The sequence below is a fragment of the Alteromonas infernus genome, from assembly GCF_902705815.1.
This window is the reverse complement of sequence record NZ_CACSIG010000054.1, coordinates 176,438-197,268: the sequence shown is the minus strand read 5'-3', so window position 1 is coordinate 197,268 and position 20,831 is coordinate 176,438. Positions and strand designations below refer to the sequence as shown.

At 46.3% G+C, this 20,831-nt stretch carries 10 protein-coding genes and 1 pseudogene; 5 read left to right on the top strand and 6 right to left on the bottom strand.

The genetic code is table 11. The features are described from left to right. Window positions 1–155 precede the first annotated feature (155 nt). Entirely contained in the window at window positions 156–1,571 is a 1,416-nt protein-coding gene (locus tag ACX5J7_RS13485) for an FAD-dependent oxidoreductase (protein WP_012519580.1), read from the bottom strand. Window positions 1,572–1,584: 13 nt separating this feature from the next. Then, on the bottom strand, window positions 1,585–6,051 hold the full coding sequence (gene gltB / locus ACX5J7_RS13480) for a glutamate synthase large subunit (RefSeq protein ID WP_024016829.1): 4,467 nt from the start codon (window positions 6,049–6,051) through the stop codon (window positions 1,585–1,587). 674 nt (window positions 6,052–6,725) lie between these two features. Here gltB and ACX5J7_RS13475 point away from each other — a divergent pair. From ACX5J7_RS13475 to ACX5J7_RS13455, 5 genes and pseudogenes are all read left to right on the top strand, one after another. Beyond that, window positions 6,726–7,673, top strand: coding sequence for an N-acetylmuramoyl-L-alanine amidase (locus ACX5J7_RS13475; RefSeq protein ID WP_278382950.1), 948 nt, complete (start codon window positions 6,726–6,728; stop codon window positions 7,671–7,673). Window positions 7,674–7,770: 97 nt separating this feature from the next. Next, window positions 7,771–10,126 (top strand): annotated as a pseudogene (gene arcB / locus ACX5J7_RS13470) (aerobic respiration two-component sensor histidine kinase ArcB). A gap of 123 nt (window positions 10,127–10,249) precedes the next feature. Beyond that, window positions 10,250–10,813: a PH domain-containing protein gene (locus tag ACX5J7_RS13465; protein ID WP_474375899.1), complete on the top strand. Its 564-nt coding sequence runs from the start codon at window positions 10,250–10,252 to the stop codon at window positions 10,811–10,813. Next, a complete protein-coding gene (locus ACX5J7_RS13460; RefSeq protein WP_024016826.1) occupies window positions 10,813–12,441 on the top strand; it encodes a PH domain-containing protein in 1,629 nt (542 codons plus the stop codon). The genes ACX5J7_RS13465 and ACX5J7_RS13460 overlap by 1 nt, the downstream gene beginning before the upstream one ends. Before the next feature lie 74 nt (window positions 12,442–12,515). Then, window positions 12,516–14,093, top strand: coding sequence for a sodium:solute symporter family transporter (locus ACX5J7_RS13455; protein ID WP_474375898.1), 1,578 nt, complete (start codon window positions 12,516–12,518; stop codon window positions 14,091–14,093). Between the two features lie 31 nt (window positions 14,094–14,124). Here the strand turns inward: ACX5J7_RS13455 and ACX5J7_RS13450 are convergent, their stop codons facing one another. The 4 genes from ACX5J7_RS13450 to prpC all read right to left on the bottom strand — a co-directional run bounded on the left by ACX5J7_RS13450 (window position 14,125) and on the right by prpC (window position 20,684). Continuing rightward, window positions 14,125–15,375 carry a response regulator gene (locus ACX5J7_RS13450; RefSeq protein WP_474375897.1) on the bottom strand — a complete coding sequence of 417 codons (1,251 nt, stop codon included), beginning with the start codon at window positions 15,373–15,375 and terminating at the stop codon, window positions 14,125–14,127. Window positions 15,376–15,496: 121 nt separating this feature from the next. Continuing rightward, a complete protein-coding gene (gene prpF, locus ACX5J7_RS13445) occupies window positions 15,497–16,678 on the bottom strand; it encodes a 2-methylaconitate cis-trans isomerase PrpF (protein WP_498707325.1) in 1,182 nt (393 codons plus the stop codon). Window positions 16,679–16,955: 277 nt separating this feature from the next. Then, entirely contained in the window at window positions 16,956–19,547 is a 2,592-nt protein-coding gene (gene acnD / locus ACX5J7_RS13440; protein WP_498707324.1) for a Fe/S-dependent 2-methylisocitrate dehydratase AcnD, read from the bottom strand. A gap of 15 nt (window positions 19,548–19,562) precedes the next feature. Continuing rightward, entirely contained in the window at window positions 19,563–20,684 is a 1,122-nt protein-coding gene (gene prpC / locus ACX5J7_RS13435; RefSeq protein WP_024016821.1) for a bifunctional 2-methylcitrate synthase/citrate synthase, read from the bottom strand. Window positions 20,685–20,831: the final 147 nt, after the last annotated feature.

The following is a 20,831-nucleotide window of genomic DNA, read 5'->3' as shown; positions in this document are numbered from 1 at the left end:
CGTACGATAGTAGAGCCGTCGCACCTTCGGTTCAACTAAACCTTGGTCTATTAACGTATGCCATCGACGTTTTCCGTATTTCCTGAGTGAGCCAAAACTAAAAAAGCTCGATAGCAGGGCTATCGAGCTTTTGTCAAAGGTCTTGTTAGCGTAGCTTAAACGCCAATGTAGTCCATTATACCTTCTGCGGCTTTACGGCCTTCGTCGATTGCGGTCACAACCAAGTCACTGCCACGTACCATATCACCGCCCGCAAACACTTGTGGGTGCGAAGTCTGGAATGCAAACTTACCTGCTGAAGGTGCGCGAACGCGGCCTTTTTCGTCAAGCATAATGCCAAAGTCGGCAAACCATGGCGCAGGACTCGGTTGGAAACCAAACGCGATAATAACCGCATCAGCCTCTAGAACATGTTCTGAACCTTCTACTTCAACAGGACGGCGGCGACCGTTAACATCCGGTGGTCCCATCTCGGTTTTAACGAACTTAACGCCACAGGCTTTTCCGTTTTCATCAACGGCGATGTCCAAAGGTTGAAGATTGAATTTAAACTCAACACCTTCTTCTTTAGCGTTAACTACTTCGCGGCGTGAACCCGGCATACTTTCTTCGTCACGACGATATGCACAGGTTACCTGCGCCGCTTCCTGACGAATAGAGGTACGCACGCAGTCCATGGTGGTATCACCACCACCTAACACCACAACGCGCTTACCTTTCATATCAACAAAATCGGCTGGGTCTTTTTCAAGGCCCATTACGCGGTTGGTATTGGCAATAAGGAATGGGAGGGCATCGTATACCCCTTCTACGTGCTCATTGTCGAACCCACCTTGCATAGACTTGTACGTACCCATGCCCAAGAAAACGGCGTCGTACTTATCGATTAAGTCCTGGAACTGGATGTCTTTTCCAATTTCGGTGTTAAGTACGAACTCAACGCCCATTTCGGTAAAGATTTGGCGGCGTAGCTTGATAACGTCTTTCTCTAATTTAAAAGACGGAATACCAAACGTGAGTAGGCCGCCAATTTCTTCATACTTATCGTAAACAACAGGTTTAACGCCGTTACGTACTAATATGTCAGCACACGCAAGCCCTGCTGGGCCTGCACCAACAATGGCGACTTTCTTGTCGGTCCATACCACGTCAGACATATCTGGGCGCCAGCCCATTTTGAAGGCTGTATCAGTAATGTACTTCTCAATACTACCAATGGTTACCGCACCAAAATCGTCATTCAGTGTACACGCACCTTCGCACAGTCTGTCTTGTGGACATACGCGACCACATACTTCCGGCAAACTGTTGGTTTTATGAGAAAGCTCCGCAGCTTCTAAAATACGGCCTTCGTTTGCCAAGCTTAACCACTGAGGAATGTAGTTGTGCACGGGGCACTTCCATTCACAATACGGGTTGCCGCAGTCCAAGCAGCGGTCTGCTTGGCCTTCGGTTTGAGATTGGCTGAGCGGTTGATAAATTTCCGCGAACTCTTGTTTACGTACCATGATCGGCTTTTTCGGCGGATCGATACGTTCAACGTCGACAAATTGATATACGTTCTTTGCCATAAACTAAATCCTCCTACTGAGCCTGAATGCGTAATTCAGCACTTGAACGACTGATGTGACCAAGCAAGTTTTTCACATCACTGGTTTTTGGCTTAATAAGCTTAAAGCGTTTCAGCGTTGCGGCGAAATCAGTAAGCAGAGACAACGAGTGATCGCTACCGGTTTCTTCGTAGTGCTGGTTAATTAAGCCGCGTAAGTGTTCAGCAAGAATCGCTTTATCTTCAATTGGCATAACATCAACGAGTTCGGCGTTTACGCGGTTATCAAGGTCGTCGCCATCATCCATAAGATAGGCAAAACCACCTGTCATACCGGCACCGAAGTTAACGCCAACTGGGCCAAGTACAGCTACAATACCGCCTGTCATATATTCACAGCCGTTATCGCCGATACCTTCAACTACCGCGATGGCGCCTGAGTTACGTACACCAAAGCGTTCGCCCGCACGGCCTGCCGCAAAGAGCTTACCGCCAGTGGCGCCGTATAGGCAGGTATTACCCATAATGGCACTGTCGTGGGCATCATAAGAGATGTCGCGCGGCGGGTGGATAACAAGCTTGCCGCCTGTCATGCCTTTGCCTACATAATCGTTGGCATCGCCTTCAAGATGCATGTGTAAACCGCCAGCGTTCCACACACCGAAGCTTTGACCTGCCGTACCGGTAAGTTCAACTTTGATTGGGGTATCTTCAAAATCGTGATTACCGTGATGTTTAGCAATTTCACCTGATAGCAACGCGCCTACAGAGCGGTCGGTATTGCGTACAGGGTATTTAAGCGTAATAGACTCACCGTCTACCACTGCTTGCTGGGCATCTTTAAGCATCTGTGCATTTAACTCACCCTTATCAATAGGCGCGTTTGTGGTTTGTGAACAGAACAAACGGGTATGTTCACCGGCCTTAGGCTGCGCAAGTAGAGGCGATAGATCTAAACGGTTTTGCTTAGCAGTAATGCCATCTAGTACTTTAAGTAGCTCTGTGCGGCCAACAAGATCGTCGAACTTAGCAACACCCATAGATGCCATGATTTCACGTACTTCCTGAGCAATAAACTTAAAGTAGTTCATTACCATGTCAGGCAAGCCGATGAAGTGATCATCACGCAATTTTTGGTCTTGGGTTGCAACACCGGTCGCACAGTTGTTTAAGTGGCAAATACGTAGGTATTTACAACCTAGTGCTACCATTGGGCCAGTACCAAAGCCAAAGCTTTCGGCACCTAAAATACCCGCTTTAACCACATCAAGGCCAGTTTTCAAACCACCGTCGGTTTGAACGCGTACTTTATGACGTAGGCCGTTTTCGATAAGGGCTTGTTGCGTTTCAGAAAGACCTAGTTCGAACGGGCTACCCGCATATTTAACTGACGTTAATGGGCTTGCACCTGTTCCGCCGTCGTACCCTGATACGGTAATAAGGTCTGCATAGGCTTTTGCTACGCCCGTTGCGATAGTACCTACACCCGGTTCAGATACCAGTTTTACTGATATTAGCGCCGTTGGGTTAACCTGCTTCAAATCGAAAATTAGCTGAGCCAAATCTTCAATTGAATAGATATCGTGGTGCGGTGGTGGTGAAATAAGGGTTACACCTGGCACAGAGAAACGAAGCTGTGCGATGTATTTATTCACTTTATCACCAGGAAGCTGACCGCCTTCACCCGGTTTAGCACCTTGCGCCACTTTAATTTGAATAACGTTAGCGTTAACCAAATAGTGAGGTGTCACACCGAAGCGTCCTGACGCAACCTGCTTAATCTTAGAGTTCTTTTCAGTCCCAAAGCGAGAAGGGTGTTCGCCACCTTCGCCCGAGTTAGACTGACCGCCCAAACGGTTCATTGCAATAGCCAGTGCTTCGTGGGCTTCTGGGCTTAATGCACCAATTGACATAGCCGCAGTATCGAAACGTGGGAACAAGTTCTCCGGTGCTTCTACTTCGCTAATATCAATAGGATCGCAGTCTGGATTAATGGCCAGCAAGTCGCGAATGTGTGCAGGGGCACGCTCGTTAACAAGCTTGGCGTATTGCTGGTAGTCGTCATAGTTACCCGACACAACCGCTTTTTGCAGCGTGCTAACTACGTCTGGGTTATAGGCGTGATATTCGCCACCGTGCACATATTTAAGTAAGCCACCGTGATCAACAGACTTACGCTTAAGCCATGCAATGCGATTCAGGTTGATGAGATCTTGGTGGAAATCATCAAAGCCTGCGCCTTGAATACGTGAGGTCACGCCTTTGAAGCAAAGATTCATTACTTCATTGTTAATCCCCACGGCTTCGAAGAGCTTAGAGCTACGGTAGCTCGCGACTGTACTGATACCCATCTTAGACATGATCTTATACAAGCCTTTGTTGATACCTTTACGGTAGTTCAACGTAGCCTGCATAGGAGAAATATCTAACTCGCCTTTTTCGCAAAGCTGCTCGATAGTTTCATAGGCAAGGAATGGGTAAACCGCCGTTGCACCAAGGCCAATAAGTACGGCAAAGTGATGCGGGTCACGGGCACTCGCTGTTTCTATAACAACGTTCGCGTCGCAGCGCAGTGATTTTTCAACCAGTCGTCGCTGTACCGCACCCACGGCCATCGCGGCTGGGATCACCAAGCGGTTTTGCTTGATGTTTCTGTCAGACAGAATAACAAACGCAGCACGTTTATTCTTAACCAGCATTTCCACTTCGTTACACACGCGCTCAATGGCTTTCTTCAAGCCCTCTTGCGGTGCGTATTGAAGTTCTACTACTTCTGAGTAGTAGTTGTCTGGGTTAAATTCACGCAATTGTTTAAGGTCGGTATACATTAATACCGGCGAGTCGAATAACACGCGGTCAGCGTAACCCGATGTTTCGCTAAATACGTTTTGCTCGCGGCCAATACAGGTTGCCAACGACATAACGTGGTTTTCACGCAGTGGGTCGATAGGTGGGTTGGTTACCTGGGCAAACTGCTGACGGAAATAATCATAAACCGTGCGCTGGCGCGATGACATTACCGCCATTGGCGTATCGTCACCCATTGAGCCAACGGCTTCTTGACCATCTTTTGCGAGTACTTTTACAACTTGCTGAATTTCTTCGTAGCTGTAGGCGTGTAGCTTGTGGTAGACCGCCATGGCATCGTCGTCAAACACGCGCTTACCAATAAGCGAGGCATCAAGCTGCTCAATAGGCGTAAGGCGACGAATGTGCTTATCTAACCATTCTTTATATGGGTGGCGAGCTTTAAGGTCATCATCAATTTCCGTAGAACGCCAGATTTTGCCTGTGTAAGTATCTACAGCAAGCATTTCACCTGGGCCTACGCGGCCTTTCTCAATCACGTCAGCTTGCTCGTAGTCCCAAATACCCACTTCAGAGGCAAGAGTAATAAAACCATTTTTGGTAATGACATAGCGAGCTGGACGCAAGCCGTTTCTATCAAGGTTACAGGCTACGTGACGGCCATTCGTTAATACGATACCGGCAGGGCCATCCCATGGTTCCATGTGCATTGAGTTGAACTCGTAGAATGCACGAAGGTCATCATCCATGGTTTTGTTGTTTTGATAGGCTGGTGGAACAAGCAAGCGCATGGCACGGAATAAATCCATACCACCGGCTAGGAATAGCTCCAGCATGTTATCCAATGACGATGAGTCTGAACCTTCAGTATTTACGAAAGGTGCAGCATCTTTAAGGTCGGGGATAAGCGGCGTTGAAAACTTAGCGGCACGTGCCATCGCCCAGTCGCGGTTGCCTTTAATGGTGTTAATTTCACCATTATGCGCAAGGAAACGGAAAGGTTGAGCTAGCGGCCAGCGTGGTAACGTGTTTGTCGAGAAGCGCTGGTGGAAAACGCAGATCGCGCTTTGCATGCGCTCATCGGCAAGATCGTGATAGAAGGCTGGCAAGTCTTTTGGCATCACCAAGCCTTTATAGATCGTTACCAAGCCTGATAAACACGCTACGTAAAAATCTGGATCTGCTTCAAGGCGTTTTTCAGCACGGCGACGGATCATATATAAGCGACGCTCAAGGTCGCGTTTTCTCCAGCCCGCTGGTGCGTTCACAAATACTTGTTCAATTTGTGGAACGCCTGTAAGCGCTAACTCACCCAGTACCGAGCGGTCGACAGGCACTTCGCGCCAGCCCACTACTGAAAGTGTTTCTTTTTCAAGTTCTTCATTAAGTACTTCACGCGCGGCTTGCGCAAGTACAGGGTCCTGACTTAAGAAAATCATGCCCACGCCGTATTTTTTGCTGAGTTTCCAGCCATTTTCTTCGGCGATTGCATGGAAGAACGCATCCGGCTTCTGTAGTAATAAACCACAGCCGTCACCGGTTTTCCCGTCTGCGGCGATACCGCCACGATGCTGCATACGGTCAAGGCCGTGTATTGCAGTGGTTACCAATTCATGACTGGCTTCCCCGTGAGTGTGAGCGATTAAGCCAAACCCACAGTTGTCCCGGGAATCATTGGGATTATATAAACTCATCTCTTAACTCCTTCAACCTTAAGACTGGGCAAGGTATGCGTTGCGTGTAGATGCGCCTAGGTGTGCGTATCACAACATTGTTAGACGTCTTTTTTGCTTGCGCGCGGTATTGCTCGCAATATGCGTCTTTCTTGTCGTTTATTTATTATTAGAGGATACCAGTCGTTTCCGCATTTTTATGCATTATTGCCATGCGGGCCGTACAAAATACCCACATTGAAAACTAAAATCAAACGCTAAAATTGTAAGCGTTATATAGTTTTTGTATAAATATATTTAATTTCTTTAAATACAGGCATTTATATCCCGCTGCTTACGTTTGTAATAAAAATGTTATCAAGTGAGAAAATTAATAATTGACCAGTACATAAATGATATTAGTTCTCATTTGAGTTTTAGTGGTGAATAAATATTCTTTATTTTCGTTGTTTTATGTTGTCAATGTGGGTTTGCTGTGTATTTTTATTAAATTGTAAAGTTATGGTTCCACAAATATAAGCTGTTTGCTATATTGATTAAAAGTTGTTCAAATGTGAGGCTAGGTAAAAACATAGCCTGTAGCTCGCAGTGTGCCCACGCACGCTGAGAGTGCAAACAATGCGTACGCTCTAGTGATATGAAAAGAATAAAAATTCACTGTAGGCGCGTGCAAACTAATCAACAAGGAATATTGAATGACTATCCTACACGCGACCCCTAGGCTCTCATTTGATGTATACGAACACCGCCTCATTGGTGAAAATGTCAAATTTACTGCTTCACCGAATACTTCTGGGGCGTTTCAGACTGGCGCTCCCGATACCATTGTCATTCATTTCACTGCTGGAAGTAGTTTGGGTTCCTCTGTCAACGTCTTAACTAATGCTGAAAGTGGTGTTTCAGCGCACTTCGCTTTAGGGCGTAACGGCGATATCGTTCAAATGTTGCCCACCAACAAAATAGGGTGGCACGCTGGCAAAAGTCATTACAAGGGGCGAAGCGGGCTAAACAGATACTCCATAGGAATAGAGCTAGATAATGCCGGGCAACTAAAGCCTAGAGGCGACGGCACGTATGAAAGCTGGTTTGGGAACGTTTATGGAGAAAGTGAAGTGATAGCTGCACAGCACCCCAACCAATCAGTTTTAGGCTATTGGCATAAATATACTGATATTCAGATTGCCTCCACAATAAGCCTGTGCAAAGTGCTTTGCGAACACTACCCAATTTCTGTTGTGGTAGGTCACGATGAGATAGCGCCTTCGCGTAAAGTTGACCCTGGCCCTGCATTTCCGATGCACCAAATCAGAGAACAGGTACTGCTTGGAAAAAGTGAAGACGAAACGCACACGGAAAGTAGCGGTGTCCATACGGGCAGCTTACAAAGAGAAGCGCACGATGCCGTGCCGCGACATATTGCCAGCTCGGTAAATCGCGTGGCTAACGTAAGTGCTAACGCACTCAATGTGCGTAAAGGGCCAAATGTCTCTTTTCCTCTTATTGAAAATGGGTTGCACAAAGGTGAAGTATTAAAGGTGCTAGAAAAGCAGGGAGAGTGGGCGAAAGTCTCCTTTACAAAAGTAGGTTGGGTTAACACCCGTTATATTAATGAGATTACAGAAAAGTCGCCGTTTAAAACGTAGCGTTACGTTATGAGGTTACAGTTAGCGTGTTTAACGCATTCCCGTAGTGGTGAAAGCCTGATAGGATAAAGGCAAAATAAGCTTATATTAGACGTACATGCATTCAGATTCACCCAACGATTCTTGGGCAATTCGTTTTGCTCAATTTGTGCAGCGTTTCGGCACGCTAAAGCTCAGCATACTATTTGTTGTTCTTTCGCTTGTATTTACGCTAGGCGGCTCATACGTAATTCGCGTTAGCATGGGCAGCCAAGTTCAACCTGATGACTTCATCAGCGCAGTTATTCTAACTATGCTGTCGGCACCGTGGGTGCTGTATTTCTTTAGTGAGTTAATTAAACAGTTAGAAAACTCACGTACCAATCTTAAAGAAGTAGTGAGTCAACTGGAGAGCTTGCGCGAAGAGGATGTTTTCCTTAATCGAGAACTTCAAAGTAATATTCGCCAGCTTAATCACGAGATTGAGCAGAGGAAACAGGCGCAAGAAGAGCGCGAAGCGCTGTTCAAAGACTTAGAAAGAGAGATTCAAGACAAGTCAGAGCAAGAGGCACAAGCACGCCGCTTATCTACTTTATTGCGTTCAATTATTGATGCCTCTCCCGACCTCATTTACTACCGCAACGAAGAGGGCCGTTTTGCAGGTTGTAACCGTATTGCAGAGTTAATGACGGGGAAAACTGAGCAAGAGCTTCTGGGGTTAACCCCTAAAGACGTGTACGAAGAAGAACTGGCCCGACAAATTGTTGCCAGTGATCACGAGGTACTCGAAACCAACGCTAGTATTACGGAAGAGTTATGGCTGCGCTTCGCCGATGGCCGCCGACGCTACTTCGAAATGAAGCGCGTTCCTTTCTTCGACAAAGAAGGCAATCGTTTGGGGTTATTGTCGTTTGGTCGAGACATGACGGAACGCAAACAAGCCGAAAATGCCGCTGCTAAAGCCAGTACTGACAAAACCCGTTTTATTGCCACGATTAGTCACGAGCTTCGCACGCCGCTAAACGGTATTGTGGGCTTAAGCCGAATGTTGCGCGACACAGAATTGTCAGATGAGCAGTTCAGCTGGGTAAGCACTATTTATGCAAGTGCGATTACTTTGGGCAATATTTTCAATGACATTATCGACCTTGATAAGTTAGATAGGGACAAACTTGAATTAAGCCTTAAAACAATCTCGCTCAAAGACTTCACTGAAGAACTTAGCAGTATTATCCGCTTACTAGCTGCAGATAAGCAGCTAGAGCTTAAAACCAGTATTAATGAACCGCTGCCACGTCTCGTTGAAATAGACGGGACACGCCTTCGCCAAATACTCTGGAATATATTGTTTAATGCGGTGAAGTTCACGCAAAAAGGCCATGTGAGTTTATCGGTGTCATCGACTAAACCCGATGGTGACAAGGCCTACGTCACCTTTGTTATTGAAGATACAGGTGTTGGTATTCCTGAAAGCGAAATTGATAAAATTTTTGCTATGTACTACCAGGTAGACCACCCGGATCATCAGTCGGCTACGGGAACAGGCATTGGCTTGGCCATTTGTAAGCAAATGGTCGATTTAATGAACGGCGAAATTCACGTTTCGAGTAAAGAGGGTAAAGGCACCCGTTTTGAGATTGTACTGCCAGTACAAATTTCTAATAGCCCAATGAAAGTGGCGCAGCTTCAAGTTACAGGGTTAAATATCTTACTGGTAGAAGATATCGAGCTGAACGTAATGGTGGCTAAAGCGTTGCTTGAAAAGCTGGGTCAAAAAGTGGATGTCGCTATGACGGGTCAAGAGGCGATTGATAAAGCAAGAGCTAATCAATACGACCTTATTTTACTTGATATTCAATTGCCAGATATGACGGGCTTTGACGTGGCGAGTACTTTGATTGAAGAAGATTTGGTCATGCAGACGCCTATTGTGGCATTAACGGCTAACGTGATTAAAAAGCGCGACGAGTATCTTGAAAACGGGATGGACGATGTCATCGCTAAACCCATCAAAAAATCTCGTGTCATTGAAGTGTTTAACGACCTGTTCCACGCACCGCCAGCGCCGCTTGAGGTAGACGGTGAAGTAGAGCGCCCTGAGCCAACCAAAACATTAAGTAACATTTTAGATATGGACTTATTGCAGATGTTGGTAGATACAATAGGGGACGAAATGGTACGCGCGAGTGTTAAAGTTTTCCAAGAAAAAAATGCCCGAGTACATGGAAATACTGCAGCTCAGCTTAAGTGCGGACGAAAAGTCAGAAGTGTGCTCTCAAGCCCATAAAATAAAGGGGGCCGCTGGCTCTGTGGGCTTAGCTCGCGTTCAGCGTATTGCTAACCAAATTCAACAAGGTGACCACCCTACATGGTGGGAGAACGTGCATGATTGGGTGGAAGAATTGCAAATGGCAGTTCAACACGACATGAAGGCCCTACACGATTGGTTGAACGAACAGCAAGTCGATGACTAAGCGGCTGTAGGCCCGTTAGCATTTAAAGAAAAGAGGGTTCGCCCTCTTTTTTGTTATTAGTCTTTCATTGAAACGCGTAGGTTATTTCTGCGCGTTTTAATCAAGGTAAAAGGAATTATTGTTATGACAGATAGCGTTCAAAGTACGGCTCAAAATCCCGTGTTTTCAAATAACCAGCTTAATGTAGAAGATATTCCTAACCTTCAAACGTTAGCGTTATTGCCAATTTCTAAAAAGTACCGTGCTATCAATATTTTCTTCATTGGGCTAATTGCGCTTGTTTTACTAAGCATTGCTACTGGGCTTGAATACCAACCATTTTGGTCGATACCTGAGGATTTACTGAAGGCCTACCCATACATTGTTACGGCTATCATTGCTTTAGCGACTATCTGGGCGCTCTACCACGTTTTTGCAGATGTCCGAATATTCTATGCAATAAGAGAGCAGGACATCAGTAAACAATCAGGGCTCATTTTTCGCAAACTTTCTTGCCAACCTATTTTGCGCGTTCAGCACGTTGAAGTAAATAGAGGGCCGTTAGATAGATGGGCTGGGCTTGCTTCTTTACAAGTGTTTTCAGCCGGTGGAGAAATGCACACCTTTGAGATACCAGGGCTTACGTTGGACAAAGCGGAACAGCTACGGGAATTTATTTTAGCACACAAGGATATAGGAGCTCGCTAATGTCTGAGCCGGTATCCTCTGCGGTGTCACAACCGAATGTTAAAGTAGAGACGGGGGGCGAATGGCAGCGCCTTGCACTTATATCCATTTTATATTTTACGGTACGTAATATCAGTAACGCAGGGCAGGGATTGATATACGCGGTACCAGCGTTGGCCGTATCCTTTAATATTTGGGACAACCTTTTCTCGCCAGAAGTATTAGCCGTTGCTGGCTTTTTGCTACTTTCTACGGGAGGGAGCGGCGTCATTAGTTTCCTAATGTACAAGTTTCGGGTGCATAAGCAGCATGTAGAAATACATCATGGCGTGTTTCAGCGTCGCTATACCAACTTACCGTTATGGCGAATTCAAAATGTGAAAATTGAACGCCCCTTCTATTATCGCCCATTCGGATATGCACTGGTGGTGTTGGATACCGCAGGCAGTGGCAAGGAAGAAGCTAAGATAGTTGCTGTGCCTGAATCCTATGCTGAAGCGCTTAAAAAACAAGTACTGTACGAGAAAAAAGCGCACGATTCGCCAAGCCCTGAACGAACGATTAGCTATGGTGATAGTGAGGGTAGAAGCATGTCAGGGGCTGAAGTTCCCATCTTGGCAAGCGCTGAGCATAGGAATGATGCCACAGAAGAGGTGTTAAATCGTCGTTCAGTTAAAGATATTATTATTCACGGCATTACCAACAACCGCGTATGGATCATTCTGGGTGTCGCCGCTCCGTTTTACGATGATCTCTTTGGTATAGTGTCTGAGTGGCTTGCTGATAAAGGGCTACAGCTTAATCAACTGGTGGGTGAGCAAACCGTTGCGTGGTGGCAATTTGGGCTGTATGCCTTTGTGCTGCTAATGATGTTAATGGCGTTAGTTGCACTATTAAGCGTAGGCGGTGCTTTATTTACGTTCTATGGCTACACCCTTTCTCGCGCTGAGGACAGGTATATTCGCCGCAGCGGACTTTTAAATAAGCTGGAAGTTAGCATGCGTTCATCGCGCATTCAGATGATCACCGCGAAACAAGACTGGTTAGATAAAATACTAAAACGGGTAAATTTATACTTCGAGCAAAACTCTACCGCAAGTCAGCAAGTGCAAGAGTTGATGTCGCCTAATAAGCTCATTGTGCCGTCAGTTACCGAAACCGAGGCTATTGAACTAAGCCAAGAAGTGATGCCAGGTTGCGATTTAAAGGGCCAGTCGTATCAGGTTATTAGTAAGCGATTTATTCAGCATTGGCTGCTTGCTGTTTGGTCCATCCCCTTCTTAGTTTTCTTTGCTATTGGCGCCATATCCCTTCATTTAGATATCGTTGTGGGGGCGTTGGTTATTTATAGCGTAATTGGACTATTGCTCACGTTAAGGTGGTGGCGGTGGGGAATCTCTTACGACAATAAATACGTGTATATAAGAAGCGGTCGGATTGGAATTGACTATCAGTGTTTCGAACCTCACAAGGTGCAGCAGGTCATCGTAAAGCAAAGTGTGTTCATGAAGAGAAGGAAGCTAGCAACAATTAAGTTTGTGCTGGCGTCTGGCGCTGTAACTGTTCCTTTTTTACCTGAACAATATGTCTTTACGCTTGCAAATAACGTGTTGTTCGAAGTTGAGTCTACGCGAAAGTCTTGGATGTAATTGGTGGTATTTTTTGTGCAAACGCTGAACGTTTATGTAAAGGTAGTAGAAAGGCTACCTAACTCTAAGATTATATGGATATTCTTGATTACAGTGTTATCGCGATTTACCTTGTTACTTTGCTCGCCATTGGTTTTCGATTAAGAGGGCAGCAAACAAAGCAGGATTATTTTCTTGCCGGTAGAAGTTTAGGCTGGAAGCCGCTTCTGCTTTCAGTAATGGCTACACAGTTATCTGCTGTAAGTTTTATCTCTGCCCCCGCATTTGTAGGCTTTCGAGAAGGCGGAGGCCTCATTTGGCTTTCCTATGAGCTTGCTATTCCCCTAGCAATGCTTCTTCTACTTACTACTGTACTCCCTACTCTTTATCGCAGTGGTGTCGTCAGTATTTACGACTACCTTGAGAAGCGCTTTTCTACCTCTACCAGAATATGTATCAGCGTGGTTTTTCAAATTAGCAGAGCTTTCGCTACTGGGATAATGGTATATGCGCTTTCAATTATCTTGCAAGGCACGATGGAAATAGCCCCTTGGCAAGCAATTATGTTAATTGGTGTCATCACCGTCTTATACTCTCTTCAGGGCGGAATGAAAGCAGTGGTTTATGGTGATTCTGTTCAAATGGTGGTTATCGTATTAGGCACTGTTATTTGTATAGCATTTGCGCTTTTTTCTCTTGGAGGGTGGGAGTCATTCATACAGTTGCTGCCCAATGAACGTTTAACTACCATTAATTATTCATCATTAGGTTTCGACGGTGATGGTTTCGGATTCCTTCCCATGGTACTCGGCGGTATCGTTTTATATGCATCATATTACGGATGCGACCAATCTGAAGCACAAAGAGCGCTATCTGCCCGATCAGAAAGTGATTTGAAAAAGATGATGGTGGCTAACGGGGTGTTGAGATTTCCAATAACCTTACTTTATTGTTTTGCGGGACTCATCGTCGGTACATTGGCATTTAACGACCCACAATTGTTATCTCAGATACCAAAAAGTAACCCAGACTGGCTAATGCCAATATTTATTCTAAATTACCTGCCACATGGCTTAATAGGCTTACTTGTGGTAGCCATTCTTGCTGCCGCGATGTCTTCGTTAAGCTCAGCTATTAATTCTCTATCAGCAGTGTCTTTAGAGGATTATTTTAAACTCACTCACAATGGAGAAAAATCGAATCACAATCTTGTACACGCTAAAATTGCAGGACTAGCTTGGGGTTGTATCATTTTGTTGCTTTCATTTAACGCCGGAGACATCGCTCCTACGGTAATAGAAGCGGTAAACAAAGTTGGATCTGTATTCTTTGGGCCTGTTTTAGCGGTATTCCTTTTAGGAATGTTAACCCGCCGAGTGAATGCCAAGCAGGTCAATATTGCGCTTTTCTGCGGTGTTGCAACAAACTTAACCTTTGCGTTTTTTATAGAAAATGTATTTTGGTTTTGGTGGAACGTAACAGGTTTTCTCAGTACGGTCATTCCCGCAGTTCTATTAGCTATGACTTCGAAAACCGATGAACGTCGACCTGTAAATCACGCTGTCGCAAGAAGGAAACCTTTCCATTTTGATAAAGCAATAGCAGTCTTATTATTCAGTTATTTTGGTCTACTGATTGTAGTCTGCTATTTGCTGCCTGACTGGCTTCGATAGTTTGTTAGTTTTTAACCGTTTCACTTTCAGACTAAGACGCTTGTTTTTCGGTATCCCTGAGCATTATTTGATCTCGGCCTGCGCGTTTCGCATTGTATAAACGGGCATCAGCTACCTCTAATTGTGACTCTAAGCACGGGTGTTCTTCAGCGCAAACGCCAATACTACAGGTAATGTTGAATTTGTGACTGGTGAATTGAGTTGTGCGAACTGCATCCATAAATGCAGAGAGCGCAGAAAGGTAAACTTTGGGCGGTCTCACTGACACCACCGTGAACTCCTCTCCCCCGTAACGCACAATAAGATCGTCTGGGAAATAGTCCTTCATCAAGGCCGAGAACTCTTGTAAAAGCACGTCACCGGTTTTGTGTCCGTAGGTATCATTGACGCCTTTAAAATTATCAGCATCAATCATGGAAACAATCACATTGCTTCTCGTGGCCTCGCGCGAGAAGAGCTCGTTTGCTTTCTCATAAAGAAAGCGACGATTGTAGACCTTGGTTAGCGGATCTAAATTAGCCGAATTGCGAATAGTTTGAATCATTTCCTGAGACTCAAGGTTCTGCATGATTCGGCAGTAGAATTCTTCGTGATAAAAAGGCTTAGAAAGAAAATCGTTAGCGCCGCTCTTGATAAACTTAGAAGTTAAAACGCTGTCACCGGAAGCTGACAGACCGATGAAAACCAAATCTTGTAAGCGTTTCTCATGACGAATTGTCCTAACAAGCTCATAACCATCCATATTAGGCATACGGTGGTCAGCAATGACCATTTTAATATCTCGATGGTTATCTAGCACTTCCAGCGCTTCTAAACCATCGTTGGCTTCGTGCACCTGAAATTGAAATTTACGGAGTAACGAGCAAATGTGGTTACGGCTGGTTTTTGAATCTTCTACCACGAGTACTTTTGTGGTTAAGTTCTTTCTTAAGCGATCCACAAGTTTAGAAACTTGAAGGTATGAATAGCGAGACTCTTTGGTTATGTAGTCTAATACCCCTTGATCGAGCAATTGTGCGCGGGTGAACTCATCGAAATTACCAGTCAATACAATCGTTGGTAAGTTATAAGAAAGGGCTAACTCAACGCTTTCTCCGTTAGGCGCATCGGGAAGGTTTAAATCAACAATAGCCGCTAAATATTCATTGTCACTTTCAAGAGCACTTTTCGCCTCAGCCAGATCTTCACACAGATCACACGTAAAGTGAGGATTATCCTCAATAAGTTTATTAACTATCTTTCGGACAGTCGAGCTGTCTTCTACTACAAGAACTTTATACATGTGATCTACTCTTAATATCTTAGCTTTGATAATAACCAATAAAAGAAAAAAAAGCCCTCTTACAGAGGGCGTTTCATACTTATGTCTAAATCAATTGGTAAAGTGGAATCACTAGGTTGTATTAACTTTGCTCAACGGGGACGCGAACAAAGCCTTCCATTAAAACTCGTGCACTTCGGCTCATGACAGCTTGTTGAATATGCCATTGGTTATTATCAAAAGTCGCTTTCGCGCCAACCCGTAAAGTACCAGAGGGATGGCCAAAGGTAACCGACTCTCTGTTCTCCCCACCTGCCGCTAGATTAACCAGCGTGCCGGGAATAGCGGCTGCTGCAGCTATAGCAACGGCTGCCGTGCCCATCATCGCATGGTGCAGTTTACCCATAGACAGGGCGCGAACGAGTACATCAATATCTGAGCCCAATATGTCTTTGCCGCTAGACGCTTTGTAGCCTTTAGGCGGTGCTACAAAAGCCACTTTGGGGGTATGTTGGCGCGTTGCAGCTTCGCCAATATCTTTTATCAAACCCATTTGCACAGCGCCATGTGCACGAATAGCTTCAAATTTCCCAAGTGCTTCGGCATCACTATTTATATCATCTTGAAGTTCGGTTCCTGTGTAACCGATATCTTCAGCGTTGATAAAAATAGTAGGGATACCTGCGTTGATCATGGTGGCCTGCAAGCTACCAACGCCCGGCACTTCCAAGGTGTCGACTAAACGTCCAGTTGGGAATATCGCGCCCTCGCCATCGGCAGGGTCCACAAATGCGACCTCGACTTCTGCAGCAGGAAAGGTCACACCATCAAGCTCAAAATCGCCAGTTTCCTGTACTTCACCATCAGTAATTGGCACGTTAGCAATAATCGCTTTGTTGATATTGGCCTGCCAAATATTTACCGTAGCAACACCGTTTTGTGGAATTTTGCTGGCATCAACCAATCCATTGCTAATGGCAAAAGCGCCAACGGCCGCGGTTAGGTTACCGCAGTTACCGCTCCAATCTACGAAAGGCTTGTCGATGGCAACTTGGCCAAACAAGTAGTCTACATCGTAACCTTCACGCTCGCTTTTACTTAAAATCACGGTTTTACTGGTGCTAGAGGTAGCACCGCCCATACCGTCGGTTTGTTTACCGTACGGGTCTGGGCTACCTATCACCCGAAGAAGCAGCGCATCACGGGCTGGTCCCGGTTTTTGCGCGGCTTCTGGCAAATCTATAAGGTTAAAAAACACACCCTTGCTAGTACCGCCACGCATGTAGGTAGCCGGTACTCGAAGTTGTGGCGCATACTTTGTCATGTTTTTTCCTTTTTGTGGTGAGCGGAAGTTGGTTGCGATTTGAAACACGCTGTGAACACGTCCGTGTGCGCTCCCCAGCCGCATCCATGCGGCTGGAAGGTTTCAAATCGCAACCAACCTCCTGCCCAAAAGTAACAAATCCTGCCAACAGAAGTTAGCTTGTTTAGGGAAAACTGAGTTGGGTGTGGGACCCTCAATTCGCATGGATGCGAATTGGGAGCCTACATGGATGTATTCACGGCGTGTCCTGCAACCGGCTCAGTTCTTCCCAGCCGAATCAGCTAGCTTCTGCTTCTAAGAAGTCTTTGGCGAAGCGTTGTAATACGCCGCCTGCGCTGTAAATTGAGACTTCCTCACCTGTATCTAAACGGCAGGTTACGGGCACTTCTAGTTGCTCGCCGTTTTTACGGTTTACTACCAGCGTCAGTGTTGCGCCCGGCGAAGGTTCTCCGCTTACGTCGTAGGTTTCTGTACCGTCTAGCTCAAGGGTTTTTCGGGTTGTGCCAGGCTTAAACTCTAGCGGTAAAACGCCCATACCAATAAGGTTAGTACGGTGAATACGCTCAAAACCTTCAGCTACAATGACTTCAACGCCCGCAAGACGCACGCCTTTCGCTGCCCAGTCTCGCGATGAACCCTGACCGTAGTCCGCGCCCGCTACAATGATGAGCGGCTGTTTGCGGTTCATATAGGTTTCAATGGCTTCCCACATGCGCACGACTTTGCCTTCTGGCTCTACGCGGGCAAGCGATCCTTGCTTAACTTCGCCGTTTTCCAGCACCATTTCGTTGAACACTTTGGGGTTCGCAAGGGTAGCGCGCTGCGCCGTTAAGTGATCGCCTCGGTGGGTGGCGTAGGAGTTGAAGTCTTCCTCAGGTAACCCCATTTTTGCCAAGTATTCCCCAGCAGCGCTGCTTGCCATAATAGCGTTAGAAGGTGATAGGTGATCGGTGGTGATGTTGTCACCTAAAATGGCCAGCGGGCGCATACCTTTCATTGTGCGCTCGGCATCCATTGCGCCTTCCCAATAAGGCGGGCGGCGAATGTAGGTGCTCATTTCACGCCAGTCGTAGAGCGGGTTAATGTCTTTACCGTAATCCACACTCAAGTCGAACATTGGCTCGTAAACTTTTCTGAAATGCTCAGGCTTGACAGATTTAGCAACAATAGCGTCAATCTCTTCATCGCTTGGCCAGATATCTTTAAGCGTTACTGGGTTGCCATCTTTATCGGTGCCTAACACGTCCTTTTCGATATCAAAGCGAATGGTACCGGCTATGGCGTATGCAACGACCAAGGGTGGTGATGCCAAGAAGGCTTGCTTCGCATAGGGATGAATACGCCCATCGAAGTTACGGTTGCCCGAAAGTACCGCCGTGGCGTATAAATCGCGGTCGATAATTTCTTGCTGAATTTTAGGGTCTAGCGCGCCACTCATACCGTTACAGGTGGTACATGCAAATGCCACAACGCCAAAACCTAAGTCTTCCAACTCGCTCATTAAGTTGGCTTCTTCAAGGTATAACTTAACAGCTTTAGAACCTGGCGCCAGTGAGCTTTTCACCCATGGCTTGCGGGTTAAACCGCGCGCGTTTGCGTTTCTGGCAAGTAAGCCTGCTGCAATAACATTGCGCGGGTTAGAGGTATTAGTACAGCTAGTGATAGCCGCGATAATCACTGCGCCATCTGGCATTTTACCGTCTTCCTCTTCCCATTTTGCTGCGATACCGCGGCTTTCTAAGTCGCTGGTGGGTAAGCGTGCATGCGGGTTAGACGGCCCGGCCATGTTTCTGCCTACGGCAGACAAATCAAACGTAAGCACGCGTTCGTATTCAGCGGTTTCTAAGTCATCAGCCCAAAGCCCAGAGTGTTTAGCGTACTGTTCCACTAGCGAAATTTGCTTTTCTTCACGACCCGTTAATCGCAAGTAATCAATAGTTTGCTGATCAATATAGAACATGGCCGCTGTTGCGCCGTATTCTGGTGTCATGTTCGAAATGGTGGCACGGTCGCCAAGGGTTAAGTGGGATGCACCTTCACCATAGAATTCAAGATACGCAGATACTACACGCTCTTTACGCAAGAATTCAGTAAGCGCTAATACAATGTCGGTAGCCGTAATACCTGGCTGAGGCTTACCGGTAAGTTCGACCCCTACAATATCAGGTAAACGCATATAAGAGGCACGACCTAGCATCACGCTTTCCGCTTCAAGGCCGCCCACGCCCACGGCAATTACGCCAAGTGCATCAACATGCGGGGTATGGCTGTCGGTACCTACTAGAGTGTCGGGGAAGGCAACGCCGTCACGGTTTTGAATAACTGGCGACATACGCTCCAAGTTAATCTGGTGCATAATGCCGTTACCCGGCGGAATAACATCTACGTTTTTAAACGCGGTTTTTGTCCAGTTAATGAAGTGAAAACGGTCATCGTTTCGTCTGTCTTCAATGGCACGGTTTTTCTCAAATGCGTCTTTTTCAAAGCCCGCGTGCTCTACGGCGAGGGAGTGGTCCACTATTAGCTGAGTAGGCACCACTGGGTTTACTTTCGCCGGGTCGCCGCCTTTCGCCGCAATGGCGTCGCGAAGGCCCGCTAAGTCTACAAGGGCCGTTTGACCCAAAATATCGTGACATACCACACGTGCTGGGAACCACGGAAAATCGAGGTCGCGCTTGCGGTATATTAGCTGTTTGAGTGAATCGTTTAGCATGGCAGGGTCGCATTTACGTACCAAGTTTTCAGCCAATACACGTGACGTGTAAGGCAGTTTGGCGTATGCACCTGGCTCTATGGCATCAACCGCTTCACGGGTATCGAAAAAATCGATACCCGCATTTGGAAGCGGTTTACGGTAATCAATATTCATAAACCACCTATTCTCTTAGCGTTCGCTGATTGCAGGAACAGGGCGTAATTCTTCGCCTGTGTATTCTGCCGATGGACGAATAATACGGTTATCAGCGCGCTGTTCCATTACATGTGCAGCCCAGCCTGTAAGGCGAGACATAACGAATATTGGGGTAAACAGCGGCGTAGGGATTCCCATGAAGTTATAGGCAGAGGCGTGGAAAAAGTCTGCATTACAGAAAAGCTTCTTCTCTCGCCACATGACTTCTTCACAGCGCACAGATACAGGGTAAAGCACCTCATCGCCCACATCGGCAGCCAGTTTTTCAGACCATTGCTTGATAATTTCGTTACGCGGGTCAGAGTCTGAATAAATCGCATGACCAAAGCCCATGATTTTCTCTTTGCGCTCTAGCATGCCCATCATTTTTTCTTCTGCGTCATCGGCTGACGTGAAGCCTTCTATCATTTCCATTGCGGCTTCGTTTGCACCGCCGTGAAGTGGCCCGCGAAGAGAGCCAATCGCGCCGGTTACACATGAATGCATATCAGAAAGGGTTGAGGCACATACGCGCGCTGTGAATGTAGACGCATTGAACTCGTGCTCGGCATAAAGAATGAGAGACACATGCATCACTTGTTCGTGAAGCTCACGTGGCTTTTCGCCGTGAAGCATGTGAAGGAAGTGACCGCCAATGGAGTCGTCATCGGTTTCCACATCAATGCGCACACCATCGTGTGAGAAGCGATACCAGTAACAAATAATACTCGGGAAGCACGCTAACATGCGATCCGTCACATCTTGCTGCTCATCAAAGCTAGTTTCCATTTCAAGGTTACCTAGCATTGAACAGCCAGTGCGAAGCACGTCCATAGGGTGGGCGTTTTTAGGAATGCGTTCAAGCACGTCTTTCAGTGCGTCAGGAAGTCCGCGCATACCGCGAAGTTTGGTTTTATAGTCATCAAGCTCAGCTTGATTTGGCAAGTTACCCTTTAAGATAAGATAAGCGACTTCTTCAAACTGACACTTTTCTGCTAAATCTTTCACGTCGTAGCCGCGATAGGTTAAACCTGAACCTGATTTACCTACCGTTGATAAAGCTGTTTTACCTGCAACTTGGCCGCGTAAACCCGCGCCACTTAACTGTTTAGCCATCTTGTTGTCTCCGGTCTTGTATAATATGTAAGGTACTTATTAAAAATTTTTCTGATTAAAACGGTTAAAACTCAACTTAAATTGGGTGCGAGGCTCCGAAATAGCGGGGGCAGTGCACAGTGGCGCTTGAAGTTGGCGGCACATTGG

Coding starts and splice junctions, on each gene's coding strand:
- prpF (WP_498707325.1), bottom strand. CDS start 16,678: ATGACAAAGTATGCGCCACAACTTCGAGTACCGGCTACCTACATGCGT.
- gltB (WP_024016829.1), bottom strand. CDS start 6,051: ATGAGTTTATATAATCCCAATGATTCCCGGGACAACTGTGGGTTTGGC.
- acnD (WP_498707324.1), bottom strand. CDS start 19,547: ATGAATATTGATTACCGTAAACCGCTTCCAAATGCGGGTATCGATTTT.
- ACX5J7_RS13455 (WP_474375898.1), top strand. CDS start 12,516: ATGGATATTCTTGATTACAGTGTTATCGCGATTTACCTTGTTACTTTG.
- ACX5J7_RS13465 (WP_474375899.1), top strand. CDS start 10,250: ATGACAGATAGCGTTCAAAGTACGGCTCAAAATCCCGTGTTTTCAAAT.
- prpC (WP_024016821.1), bottom strand. CDS start 20,684: ATGGCTAAACAGTTAAGTGGCGCGGGTTTACGCGGCCAAGTTGCAGGT.
- ACX5J7_RS13485 (WP_012519580.1), bottom strand. CDS start 1,571: ATGGCAAAGAACGTATATCAATTTGTCGACGTTGAACGTATCGATCCG.
- ACX5J7_RS13450 (WP_474375897.1), bottom strand. CDS start 15,375: ATGTATAAAGTTCTTGTAGTAGAAGACAGCTCGACTGTCCGAAAGATA.
- ACX5J7_RS13475 (WP_278382950.1), top strand. CDS start 6,726: ATGACTATCCTACACGCGACCCCTAGGCTCTCATTTGATGTATACGAA.
- ACX5J7_RS13460 (WP_024016826.1), top strand. CDS start 10,813: ATGTCTGAGCCGGTATCCTCTGCGGTGTCACAACCGAATGTTAAAGTA.